At 42.5% G+C, this 12700-nt stretch carries 10 protein-coding genes; 2 read left to right on the top strand and 8 right to left on the bottom strand.

All coding sequences use genetic code 11. The features are described from left to right. The first annotated feature begins 29 nt into the window (after positions 1-29). Positions 30-1208 (top strand): XylR family transcriptional regulator, encoded by a 1179-nt coding sequence (locus QQK00_RS00340; protein WP_284215483.1) that lies wholly within the window; start codon positions 30-32, stop codon positions 1206-1208. On the opposite strand, the gene QQK00_RS00335 is transcribed toward QQK00_RS00340, so the two are convergent. The 6 genes from QQK00_RS00335 to QQK00_RS00310 form a co-directional block, all read right to left on the bottom strand. After that, positions 1209-2495, bottom strand: coding sequence for a sensor histidine kinase (locus QQK00_RS00335; protein WP_284215482.1), 1287 nt, complete (start codon positions 2493-2495; stop codon positions 1209-1211). It abuts the gene before it with no gap. An 11-nt stretch (positions 2496-2506) separates the two neighbouring features. Next, a complete protein-coding gene (locus QQK00_RS00330) occupies positions 2507-3862 on the bottom strand; it encodes a sigma-54-dependent transcriptional regulator (RefSeq protein ID WP_284215481.1) in 1356 nt (451 codons plus the stop codon). 80 nt (positions 3863-3942) lie between these two features. Then, complete coding sequence (locus QQK00_RS00325; RefSeq protein WP_284215512.1) at positions 3943-5160, bottom strand: ABC transporter permease; 1218 nt, start codon at positions 5158-5160, stop codon at positions 3943-3945. A 24-nt stretch (positions 5161-5184) separates the two neighbouring features. Next, positions 5185-6498, bottom strand: a complete 1314-nt coding sequence (locus tag QQK00_RS00320) for an ABC transporter permease (protein WP_284215480.1) — start codon at positions 6496-6498, stop codon at positions 5185-5187. A gap of 1 nt (position 6499) precedes the next feature. After that, entirely contained in the window at positions 6500-7246 is a 747-nt protein-coding gene (locus QQK00_RS00315; RefSeq protein WP_284215479.1) for an ABC transporter ATP-binding protein, read from the bottom strand. A gap of 68 nt (positions 7247-7314) precedes the next feature. After that, positions 7315-8574, bottom strand: a complete 1260-nt coding sequence (locus QQK00_RS00310) for an efflux RND transporter periplasmic adaptor subunit (RefSeq protein ID WP_284215478.1) — start codon at positions 8572-8574, stop codon at positions 7315-7317. 420 nt (positions 8575-8994) lie between these two features. Here QQK00_RS00310 and nrtS point away from each other — a divergent pair, with 420 nt between their 5' ends. Further along, on the top strand, positions 8995-10086 hold the full coding sequence (gene nrtS / locus QQK00_RS00305) for a nitrate/nitrite transporter NrtS (protein ID WP_284215477.1): 1092 nt from the start codon (positions 8995-8997) through the stop codon (positions 10084-10086). Between the two features lie 82 nt (positions 10087-10168). Here nrtS and QQK00_RS00300 read toward each other — a convergent pair whose 3' ends face one another. Together QQK00_RS00300 and QQK00_RS00295 are read right to left on the bottom strand one after the other, a co-directional pair. Then, the gene (locus QQK00_RS00300; protein ID WP_284215476.1) at positions 10169-11098 is read right to left on the bottom strand and encodes a M14 family metallopeptidase; all 930 of its coding nucleotides are present in this window, start codon (positions 11096-11098) and stop codon (positions 10169-10171) included. A 254-nt stretch (positions 11099-11352) separates the two neighbouring features. Then, positions 11353-12495, bottom strand: a complete 1143-nt coding sequence (locus QQK00_RS00295; RefSeq protein ID WP_284215475.1) for a 2-hydroxyacid dehydrogenase — start codon at positions 12493-12495, stop codon at positions 11353-11355. Between the last annotated feature and the right edge of the window lie 205 nt (positions 12496-12700).

Genomic DNA, 12700 nt, shown 5'->3' with positions numbered 1-12700 from the left:
AATGATAGTAAATTTTGTAAAGGTGACTTGTGTTCAAAGATAGGCATTCAATCACACTCTTGTTCAATGCAAACAAAGTGTACGACCGTCAAATTATCGAAGGTGTTGGTCATTATTTACAGTCTACTCAAGTTAATTGGGACTTATATTTAGAAGAAGACTTTTTAACGCGACTTCCCTCAATAGCGCAGTGGCGAGGCAATGGCATTATTGCAGACTTCGACGATCCTAAGATTCAATCTGCGCTATCAAGTATCGATGTACCTGTCATTGGCGTGGGGGGCTCTTATGCAAATGAGCAAGACTACCCTGACGTCTGCTATGTCGCGACAAATAATGCCGCCCTAGTCAATCAAGCCTATGAGCATTTAAAAGGCAAAGGTATCGAAAACTTTGCTTTTTATGGCTTACCCGACGATCCCAAATTCAGATGGGCAAAAGAGCGGGAAAAAGCGTTCGTTGAGTTATGCAAGCGTGATGGCTACCCCTATTCAATCTATCAGGGGCATTTAACCCGCGCTGACACATGGCAGTACACTATGAATCGCTTAACAGATTGGCTCTCTAGTTTATCAAACCCCGTCGGGATTATTTCGGTTTCAGATTCGCGCGCAAGGCACATTTTTCAAGCTTGCGAGCAACTCAATAAACTTGTGCCTCACCAAGTAGCTATAGTGGGTATTGACGATGATGAAGTCACACGACACTTGTGTAGAACAGGCTTAAGTTCGGTAAAACAAGGGAGTTTTAATATGGGGGTTGAAGCCGCTAAGCTGCTTCACCGCCGCTTAGAAAATCCACAACTCGCACCAAAGCGTATATTGGTATCGCCAATGGGTATTGAAGAACGCGAATCCTCAAATTTTCAGAGCTTAAAAGATCCAAGCGTCATGCTAGCAATGCATTTTATTAAACAAAATGTATTCCGTGGTATTAAGGTTGAGCAAGTTGTCGACTTTGTAGGTATCTCTAGATCGAATTTAGAGAATCGATTCAAATCCTCTGTTGGGCATAGTATCCATCACGAACTACACACCTTAAAGTTAGAGAAGGCTGTTAATCTACTCAAAAACACCGACATTGGCGCCAATGTAATTGCCGAAACAGCCGGGTATCCGTCGGTGCAATATATGTATGCTGTATTTAAAAAACACTTTGGCAAAACGCCGGTTGAGTATAGAGCACAGTCTTTGTTGGCGGATGCTTAGCTATACTAAGTTAGGTAATACGACTCGAACGGTCACGCCACCACCCTCTCGATTTTGCAGTGCTATGTGCCCATGATGAGCGTCGGTAATTTCGCGGCATAATGCTAAGCCGAGTCCACTGCCTGAAGACTTTGTTGAGTAAAAGGGGATCAGTGCACTACTTAACACACCATCAGCCATTCCCTGCCCGCGGTCAGACACTTCGATGATGCTTTGACGATTAATTTGCTTGAAAAGAATACTGATTTTTTCTCTGTCACTGCCTGATTCATGCGCATTCTTAAGTAAATTGATAAGCAATTGCTCTATTTGTACTGGATCGACATGTACGGTCGCACTAACGGACGTATCAAAAGTAAACTGCCAATGTGCGGACAGCTGCGTCAGCATGGGCTGCCAGTCAATGGCTTGTATTTTCGGTTCTGGCAATTTAGCAAATTTACCATACCCTTGAACAAATTCACTTAAGTGCTTAATGCGTTCGTCAATTGTCGAAAACACTCGTGATAAACGTTCATCTTCCGAGCCTTTAGTCAGTATCTTGCCGCTATGGATCATCGATGAAATTGGACCTAGTGAATTATTCAATTCATGGCTGATCACACGGATCACTTTCTTCCAAACCGCCACTTCTTGACGACTCAGTTCGCGCGTCATTTGTTTTAGGATAAACAAAATATGCGGGTGATTGTTCAATGAAAAACTGCCTTTAGAAATGTGCCATGTTTGTTGTTCTTGTTCATTAGGTGTGAGTGTAAATAGGCCTTCTTTCATACTATCAATCACATCATCGAATCCATTAGGCGCGTTTTTCGCTAGGTCGTAAATCGATGCCCCTTCTATTCCGGCGCTACTTCCAAAAAAATCGCGAGCCGCAATATTGCTGAAAACAAGAATGCCTTCGTTATCTGTTAAGAATAATACGTCTGGCGAACTTTGGGTCACTTTATCAAGGAGTAGTTCGCGTTGATAAAGCCAATGTTTTTCTTTTCGTAACTGTTCAACCGTTTCATTGTATAAGCTACATAACCTGCCAAACTCGTCTTCCTTTTGGTAAGACAAGCTGGTAGAAAACTCACCATCTTTTATGTTTAACATGCCCAGCTCTAAAGCTTCAATACCGGAGCGGAAATCGGAAAGGAAAAAACGCGCAAGGATAAAACTGCCAATAAGAATACTTAAGGTGACTAAAATAGTCATATTGAGTGTTAGCGAAGAAAACCAGAATAATGTTGCGCAAGCACATAAGGCAATTAACAGCACGACCAAATAGAGGCGAGACAGCATACTCAATCGCATCAGTATTCGATATCCAACTTATTTAAGCGGCGGTAAAGCGCTTGTCTACTCATACCAAATTGCCGAGCGACTCTAGCAATCACACCGCTGTGTTCTCTCATCGCCAATTCTAAGCTCTCCTTGTCAGGCTCGGCAGCGACGCTATTCGTTGGTATATTGGCTGCTGAGGAGCTTAATCTGACACTCGCATCGACAAATACAAAATCACTCGCCTCGATTGCGCCTTCTGGCTTGAACACAGCAACGCGTTTACACGCATTTTCTAATTCACGCACGTTGCCCGGCCATTTATGTTCACACAGCAGTCTTTCCGCATCCAAACTGATATTTCGATGAGGTAAAAAATAGTGTACCAATGGCATGATGTCGTCACGTCGAGCGGCTAATGCAGGAATAGCTAACTCAATAACGTTCAAGCGATAAAATAGGTCCTCTCGAAAGCGAGCATTCGCGATGTCTGCAACCAAATTGGCATTGGTCGCACTAATAATTCGCACCTGCGTCTTTTGAGTATTAACAGAGCCCAGTCGTTCAAATTCACCCGTTTGCAATACGCGTAATAGTTTGGTTTGCCCTTCATATGACAAATTGCCAATTTCGTCTAAAAACAATGTGCCGCCGTTGGCAGCTTCAAAGCGCCCTATCCTCGTTTTATTTGCGCCTGTATAAGCGCCTGCTTCCGCCCCAAACAGCTCCGCCTCAATAAGGTCAGCAGGTAAGGCGCCGCAATTAACTTTTACAAAGGGTTTATGCGCGAGTGGCGATTTGGCATGGATAAGCTCGGCAATTTTTTCTTTACCTGCACCATTTGGCCCAGTAATTAGCACCGACACATCAGACTTTGCAACTTGAATAGACATGTCCACCATGCGTTGCATTGCGGCACTGGCGTATATTAGCCCGACATCCGCCGCTGCAGTTTTACTCTGCATAGTGTCATTCTGATGTCGGGTAAGTTGTGCACTCTGCGCTTTCGTTTTACCTAGTTCTACCAAATTCGCTACGGTATTTACCAATTTTTGGTCGTCCCAAGGTTTAGCTATGTAATCCGCGGCACCGGCTCTAACTAGTTCAACAGCTTGCTCTAGGTCGGTCCATGCGGTAATCAGAATAATAGGGAGGTGTATATTTAATTCACGCAGTTTGTAAAACAGGCTGCTTCCTTCTTCACCAGACGTTGTGTCTTTCGTAAAATTCATATCTTGAATGACTAAAGACACACGCAACTGATTTACTAACGAGATTGCCTGTTCAGGCGATGTCGTTGTAATCACATCATACCCGTGTATTTCCAGTATCAGCGACAGTGCCTGCAGCACTGCCGGTGTATCATCGACTATAAGTATTTTGTCCATTTACTACTCAAACGTTTTACGCTTTGTTGATTTTTGTTCGCGCTAATGGCTGCGCGTCAATCTTCTTACTTCACGCGCCGTTATATTGTTCTTGTGGCGATACTCGGTGATATATTCGACGCACGATTTGCGGGCAACAAGACTGACAACAAACTCACCACTAAGACAGAAAGCGCCGTCACTACGATATAGAGATTATTTAGGGCTGGCAATGAATACTCTCTCAACAGCATCCCTCCGAGGTAATAAGCACCAATACATCCGAAAAACAAACCAACCAAGCAAATAAGCCCATTCTCAACAAGAAAGTACTGCACAATAGCCGATTTACGAGCACCTAAAGCGCGTCGAGTGCCAATTTGGCGCGTGCGTTTATTGATATTAAATACTGTCATGCCAAAAATACCAAGGGCAGTAATCATAACAAGTACCACAATCAAGACGACCAGCATGCGTAACATCAACAAATCCGCAGCGTTGTATCCGGCCTTGGCTTCGTCCATTCCTCGCATGTTTATCACTACGCGCTTATCATATTGCGCAAGTATTTTATCTTCAATGGATTTTCTCACTGACGCTCTGTCTTCTGCCGTCGCTCTGACAGCAACATTTTGATACATGCGTGCTTCGACCCGCGGAAATATAATGACATTATTTGGTCTTGAATCTTTTAGCCAAGGCCCTTTCATTGTGTCAACAATCCCAATAATTTCAACACCGGTATTGCCAGAATAAAACGTTTTCCCGATGGCATTTTCGTCCGGAAATATCTCTTCAGCAAATGCACGACTCACTATTGCGACTTTAGCTAACATTGATGGATCATTTGTGACGACGATGTCTTCTGGCCGGAAGTCGCGCCCCTCAGCTATCTTCACGCCTAATGTATTTAATACGTGATCGTCCCCTGTCGTATATGCAGCCCGAACATTACGATTGTCTCCATTCTGATGCTGATCATGGGGCAAGGTATCAAAGCCACTTGCAGAACCACTGCCAGAAAGTGGCAACGCGGCGATTACCGCAGCATCGATGACACCGGGAATTTCCCTTAAGGTCGTTTCGGTTTCTTCGAATAACTGCGATAAATCGATATCTTCGCCAAAAGTAGTTATGGCGAAATACAAGATTTCGTCTTCCGGGTAGCCAGTTTCTTGCTGAAGATAAGTAGAACGGTCGTAAATAATAAACGCAGCATTACTTACAATCGCCGTAGTTATCATGATTTGGATCATCAATAAGATAGCACCGACTTTTGACCGTTTAAGCGCATTTACAATTGGTTTTATTTCTGACATTGCCTTATACATTTGTCTGTTCTCCTATTGAGTCTTTAAGCAAATAGCCGGATTAGTTCGACACACAAGCCACGCAGGATAAATGCCGGCGATGACACAAGCACCAATGGCAATGGCAGGCGCTGCTAATAACATACTTATATCCATTGTTGCGATTGCACTGTAATAACTGTAAGTAGCTCTTACTCCCCATAGACCAAGTTGCGCAATGCCAATCCCAATAATGCCGCCAATAAAGCCCAACAGGCCGACTTCAACTAAGTGTTGCAAAAATACTTGGCGTTTATTTGCCCCAAGAGCTCTGCGCACACCAACTTCAGGTACACGACGCAGAAACTTACCCAACAACAAACCTAATATATTCGCTAGACATACCGTCAAAAACATAAAACTAGCACTGACAAGAATGCGGTTGTCTTCAGTAACAACCCTATTGTATGTCATCCATTGTGTTAAGTTTCTCAGGGCAAAATGCACTTCTTCACGCTCAAACCTACCCAGAGATTCCTGCTCAATGAGGTAATTTGTGAGGAATTCTCGATATTCTTTTTCTTCTTCCGTGGTATCCAGTTGTACCCAAAACTGCAACCACGCCTGCTCTGAATTCAGCATATCCTGATAACTATTAATTTCTTCAAATTTCCAGCCATTGGTATTGCCCCATGTTTGAGCTTTCAAGGGTGGAATCAACGTAATAGGGATCATGGCATTTTCGGCGCGATTAAAAGCACCGTTCGTTAAGTCATAAAACTTCACATGATAATCAAAGTCTTCGTAAACGCCGACGATTTGGAATACGTTATCATCGAAATATACGTTTTCGCCGACTGAATCACTCTGACCAAACAACGTTTCACTCATTGAGCGGCTAATCACCGTCACCATTGCCGCACTTTCTTCTTGACCTTGACTCCAAGGCGCACCGTGAATAAATGAGAATTCGAACATGCTGAAGAATGAACGACTGGTCATTCTGACACTTTCTATAAAGGGTTTAACATCAGGAGAATTCAAGTTAACTGAAAAGCCCGTGCGCATCGATGGCGCTTTCAACCTTGGAATGTCTGCGCGGTATAAATTCATTGCATCTTTGTAGGTCATCTGATGAGGTAAGTTGTCCTCAGTCCACCAGTCGTCACCGTCATCTCTTGCATTCAGTTGCGGATGAAAGAGCTGACTGCTCTTATGAGGCATTGGGTCCATAGCCATCATATGATAGACCGACAAACTCGTCATCGTAATACCAATGCCAGCGGCAATAGCCAAGACCATCAACACTGTTACCATTGGCGTGCGCTTAAAGCTCCGCCAGCTCAAATCAATGTAGTGCCAAAACATGCTAAACCTCCACGCTCATTGGATTTACGGCAGCAACGGTATTTGATTTTCTTGGAACCGAAGCACCGCCATGCTGATACAACGTAAAGTCGGCTATTTGACCATCAACCACCTGAATATTTCGCGGAGCGCGACGAGCTAACTCAGGATCATGTGTCACCATGACAATAGTAGAACCATTGCGGTTAATTTCTTCTAACAGCTCCATCACTTGTCTCGCCATTAAGCTATCTAAGTTTCCTGTGGGTTCGTCTGCCAACAAAAAGCGCGGTTCACCAGCCAAGGCACGAGCAATCGCCACACGTTGCTGCTGACCGCCAGATAATTGCTGCGGTAGATGTTTTGCGCGACTGGCTAAACCGACTTGTTCGAGGCACTCCATTATACGACGCTTACGTTCGGCAGACTTAATGCCGCGATATCGTAAAGGCACTTCAACATTTTCAAAAAGGTTCAAATCTGGAATTAAATTAAACCCTTGAAAAATAAAACCAATTTTTTGATTCCTAAGGTCTGCTCGTTGATTATCATTCAATTGGCCGACATTTACGCCGTCCAATATAAAGTCACCGCTGGTGAATGACTCCAACATGCCTGCAATATTTAAAAAGGTGGTTTTGCCCGAACCAGAAGGACCAGTGACGGCAATGAATTCACCTTCACTTACTTCTAGGGTAAAGTCTCGCAAGGCATGCGTTTGTACTTTTTCAGTTTGATATACTTTGCTGATATTCTTCATTGATAACATGTCGTTAATTCCTATATTTATTCGCTAATATCTAATTTTATTAATCATAAAAATTCGTTGGTGAATGCTTAATTTCGTAAAAGCACTGTGTCGGCGTTTTCAAATTGGTCATAGTTAGAAATAATGATTTGGTCATTGGCTTGTAAGCCATTAAGCACTTCAACTTCACGCATACTAGAAGCGCCAAGTTCTATATTTACGCGGGTCGCAATTTCGTTTTCGATTTTGTAAGCGATAAAGCCACCCGCTTGAATAAAGCTGCCACGGCGCACCTTCAGTACATTCGACTTGTTTTCAAGTAATACTCGAGCAGTAACTTGTTGGTTTTGGCGAATATTTGAAATGTTGTCTTGCTCAAAACGGACACGTGTAGTGACTTCGCGATTGCTGATCTCTGGAGAAATAGACGCTAGCTTACCCATCAAGCGCTCATTACCTATACGAATTTCCACTGGCATGCCCAAACTCAATTCATTGGCATAACTTTCTGCAACATTGACTTCTGCTTCATATGCACTTAAATCGACTAATGTCATTAACGCAAGGTTTTTGCTCACAAGTGCTCTTGGCTGCACTAAGAGATTCCCTACCACCCCGTTAACACTCGCTAAAATCTGCAAATCATTGATTTTTCTTTCTAGCTCTTCTACAACTAAGCCTTGGGTAGACACTGTACTTCGCGCACTATCAAGCTCAAACGCTAGGGTGTCTTTCGCTAATTCAACTTCTTGCTTAGCATGTTTGAAATTCAACTTAGCACGCGCCAAGTCATCAACCGCTTTTTCTAAATCTATCTGGCTAATCAGATTATTTACAATACTGGCTTGAGCTCGGCGGTTTTCGCGTTCTGCAGCATCTAGATCTACAGACGCTAAATCCAGTTGTTTTGTCAGTTGTAATGTTTGCCGACGAGCATCTAGCTCCTGACGGGCTAATTCGCCCTCAAGTCGCTTGAATTCAGACCGTTGTTGCTTTAATTGATTTTCAAGCTCAGGGCTTTCCACTACCGCGACGGTCTGGCCTTTGTTAACTTCATCTCCCGCTTTTACTAACAAGTTCACAAAACCTTGTTCTGGTGCATATAACTGCGGGGCATTTGCGGCAACTATTCGTCCGTTTGCAGTAACGTCACGTATCAGATCACCGTTTTCTAGCGTCGCAATTTGCAAGGCGTTGCGGTCTACCGACATACTTGCTTTAGGCTGCGTAATGATCGCATTAGCAGCAAATGCAATTAACAACAATACTGCGCCGCCAACCGCTAACTTCCGTTTAGACATACCTTTGCCATCAATCACGATATCTTGTGCGCTGGTATCTTTAATCATTATGCAATGTCCTCATTTAGGCGGTAGTCAGTTCGCAATACAAAACACAGACGACTCACATCGCCAAACGTAATGACTACCACACGTAGTGTGTTTTCATATTGACTCAAGCAACTGGCACTTGCTGACGCTACTTGCCAATAGTAATTTCAAATACTGCTAGCCAATTGCATGCCACATATAACTATATGATATTTATAAACATTTAAAATTTCAGAGGGATAAAAAGTGTCCGCGGACAGTAAAAGTGTCCGAGTCGGACACTTTTGTAGGCGGTCACTTTACGTATCTAAAAGAGCATTTAGATGAAGGATAATAACGACTTAATACAAAGTTTAGGTAAAATAATACTGTTAATCAGATATTTGCTTAGATATCATTTTGTCACGACGATTTTCATTACTTCTTTTAGGTAGTAACTTGCAAAAAATTGATTGGTTTGGCGGCTTTAAGACCGCATTAATTATTGGTTCTATTTTGACATTGATAAATCAATGGCAAGCAATATTGGGTGACACGCCAATAAATCTCGTTTCTCTATTCTTAACATATCTTGTGCCCTTTTGTGTATATCAATACGGTCGAATGAAGAATGCTGCCAAACAAGAAAAAGAAGCACAAGCCAACCTAGAGCAACAAGAAACGCTTCATCAAAATTTGTCAAACAACTTGGCTAAACACCTAGAATCATTGAGAGATTTAGGCAATACGGTATCCAACGTCGCGCGTAAAGTGAATAAAGCATCCAAAGAAAGAGCGGGTGTTGTATCTGAATCGAAATTAAAAGCACAGAACATTAAAGACAGCGCCATTGAAATAGATGCAATGAACCTAACGAGTAGTCAACAATTGGAAACTCTCGACACCTCATACCAATCATTGAACGAACGTGTAAGTATGCTGATTGACATTGTCTATCGAGCAGAAGCATGGACGCGCTCAATGTCTGAAACTACACAGAAATTTAATAGTGAATTCAACAAGATATCAGAAATGACAGTAACTATTTCTGAGATATCAGCAAGTACCAATTTACTGGCACTAAATGCAGCAATCGAATCAGCGCGTGCAGGTGAAATGGGAAGAGGGTTTTCGGTAGTCGCAGATGAAGTGAAAAAGTTAGCGGTCGAATCAGGTGAGAACGCAAATGCAATCGGCCAACAAGTAAAGAACTTGTCCAAAATGGAAACACATATAAGAACGGAGGCTGAAAACTTCTCATCCATTTTGCAAACGACATTAGAAGAAACAGGTGAGAGTGAAAAGGGCTTAGCCAACTTAACAGAAACACTTAAACAAACGATCAAGGACTTTGACGAGCATATTGGCGAAATTCAATCTAAAGCCAATGCACAAATCGCAGAAGTCGAAGAAATAGTGAACCGTCTAAGTGTTATTGAAGAAGGCGCGTTGGCAGCTATAGACGGCTCCGCAAAAAATATCGGCGTTGGCGAATCCATACTTAATGAGGCCAAAAATGCCTTAGACACCATAAATCCCCATTCGAAGTAATTGGTGTATCTACATAATGGCAGAGACATTACGCAGAATTTGTTGCAGGCTCAGTTAACTACCGTCGCGTTGCCTCTTTCCATCACAATTGCTTGAGGTACCGCAAGCCACCTTCTAACGCAGCCACTTGCGCTTCAATGCATATATCCCGTGTTGCTTTTGGACTATCAGGATACACTTCTGTTGTTGTCACGTATGGCGCGTGAGTAATCCCCCCACACAGAAATAAAGCTTTTTTGTCGTAGCAAATCACACCATGCTGATAAACATCAGCACCAATCATCTGATTGTTTCCATCAGGCGGGGCAATATGCGTTACTTTCATCACCTCATCAATGATCGCTTTTTGAAAACTTGCTTGTGGTGATTGTGAATCTGCAACTAGGTAAAACCCATCCGGTATACCCCAATCAGAAAAAACCGTCCCCTCTTTTGCCGCTAAGGCGGGCCTAAACTCTGTGTCGTCTGTGTCTGTCGTTTCATGTAAATCGATATGCGCTAAAAATTCAACGCCAAGACTTGCAATAAAAGCCATTAAGTTAGCAGATTCCTGAGCAGGACTATTTTTGTAGAACGAACGATTGGGGTCTAAGGTAAGTGGATTCCAGCGATTAATGGTCTCATACGCCCATGGACTTACACATGGCGCAATCACTAAATTAAACGCCGTCAAATAACCACTTGCATGCACCAATAAAAATTCACATGCGCCCTGAACGCCACTAGTTTCGTATCCGTGCACACCGCCAGTAATTAAAATGGTCGGTAATTGGCTTTGCCAATTGCTTGGTACAAACGCGAGCAGCGGATAATTTTTATCAGCAAGTTGATTATCTTTATACTTCAATTCGCCATATTGTATTTTTTTAAAAGTAGACGGGTAGTCATTAAAGCGACATAAAACGTCGTCATGATACGAACGCTTAATCTGTTGACTTACTAACCATGCATCTTTTTCAGCTTGTTGCCAAGGTTTACCGAGTTCGCCAATTGGATAAGGAGTACCTAACATATACAGAATCCTGTGTGGAGTTGTCATTGCAGGATAGATTAGGACATAAAAATGCCCCTAACTCAAACGAGCTAGAGGCGAAATAGACACAAAAACTGGCCTATAGTAGGGAGAAATGAGTTTAAACAAACAAATAATTTGATCTAATCCACTTCGAAAATAAATATACTCCCTTTTAACTATAATTAATAGTTATTAATATGCATAAGATATAATGATGAAACATTTATTTAACATCACTCTTTGTCGTTTTTTTAGCCGCTGACAATGCTATTTAGTAAATCGCCGTTAAGCTTGCCCTTTGCGTATTGCCTGAGATTAAACAGTGTTGTTTCAGCGATATTCGACAATGCTTCTTGAGTTAAAAATGCTTGATGAGAAGTGATTACCACATTATTGAAACTCATTAGGCGAGCAAGCACATCATCATCTAACACCTGATTAGAGATATCATTAAAAAATATACCCTCTTCTTCTTCGTATACATCTAAACCTGCCGCACCAATGTGTTGCGTTTTCAGCCCTCGAATCAGGGCCTTACTATCAATAAGCCCGCCGCGACTGGTATTAATTATCATCGCGCCCTTTTTCATTTTCGAGATACTGGCGTCATTAATTAAGTGCTGGCTTTCTTTTGTTAAGGGTGCATGAAGTGTCACTATGTCAGCTTGCGACAGCAGTGCTTCCATTGGCAGGTAATGCACACGTTCATGCAGTTGCAGTGACGCACTGGGGAACGTGTCATACGCTAAAATATTGCAGCCAAAACCGAGCAATATGTCGATGACACATTGACCTATTTTACCCGTACCAATAACCCCAATTTTTTTGTTAAACATGTCAAAACCAACCAAGCCATCTAGCACAAATTGACCTGAACGGTTACGCAGATATGCACGATGCAACTGTCGATTAAGCATTAACATTAGTGCAACGGCATGCTCTGCAACAGCATGAGGTGAATAGGCAGGTACACGAACAACTTGCATGTTGTATGATTTGCAGGCAATGAGATCAACATTGTTAAACCCTGCACATCGAAGCGCAATACACTTAACACCTAGCTGAACGAGTTGCTTTACCACATCCTCATCACAACAGTCGTTCACAAAAATACAGACAACCGAGCACCCTTTGGCAAGGCCGGCCGTTTCTTTACTCAACGGTGCCTGGATATAGCGGAAAGAAAACTCATTAGCCTCAAGTGATTCAAATGATTGTTTGTCATAAGGTTTCGCGTCAAAAAAGGCGACATTAGTCACTGACGATGCATATTCAGCACCTTGTCTATTTTCTGCGGCATCTAAGATCTCAGAAATCGCATCAAGTGCGGATGTATCAAGTTCGTTACATTGTTTAAATCGCGCCAGTAAAGCCGCTAATCGAGAAGATGTCATTTGTTGTCACCCAAATTTGCGTATCATTTATATTAAGTAAGCGTAAATGTATACAAACCTGAATGACGTTTTTATGATCTAGACGTGGTTTTCTTGCATTATGTGATAAATTTTCCACAAAGTTCTACCCACACCTTACACGGTGTAAGGCGTATGGTATATGGTGGTGAGCGCGAAAAACCTGAAAAAACCTTAAACTGACGCC

The sequence above is a fragment of the Agaribacter marinus genome (assembly GCF_030160655.1).
Lineage (GTDB): Bacteria > Pseudomonadota > Gammaproteobacteria > Enterobacterales > Alteromonadaceae > Glaciecola > Glaciecola marina.
This window is presented reverse-complemented; position numbering and strand designations above follow the sequence as displayed.

Coding starts and splice junctions, on each gene's coding strand:
- QQK00_RS00335 (WP_284215482.1), bottom strand. CDS start 2,495: ATGCTGTCTCGCCTCTATTTGGTCGTGCTGTTAATTGCCTTATGTGCT.
- QQK00_RS00330 (WP_284215481.1), bottom strand. CDS start 3,862: ATGGACAAAATACTTATAGTCGATGATACACCGGCAGTGCTGCAGGCA.
- QQK00_RS00325 (WP_284215512.1), bottom strand. CDS start 5,160: ATGTCAGAAATAAAACCAATTGTAAATGCGCTTAAACGGTCAAAAGTC.
- QQK00_RS00320 (WP_284215480.1), bottom strand. CDS start 6,498: ATGTTTTGGCACTACATTGATTTGAGCTGGCGGAGCTTTAAGCGCACG.
- QQK00_RS00315 (WP_284215479.1), bottom strand. CDS start 7,246: ATGTTATCAATGAAGAATATCAGCAAAGTATATCAAACTGAAAAAGTA.
- QQK00_RS00310 (WP_284215478.1), bottom strand. CDS start 8,574: ATGATTAAAGATACCAGCGCACAAGATATCGTGATTGATGGCAAAGGT.
- QQK00_RS00300 (WP_284215476.1), bottom strand. CDS start 11,098: ATGTTAGGTACTCCTTATCCAATTGGCGAACTCGGTAAACCTTGGCAA.
- QQK00_RS00295 (WP_284215475.1), bottom strand. CDS start 12,495: ATGACATCTTCTCGATTAGCGGCTTTACTGGCGCGATTTAAACAATGT.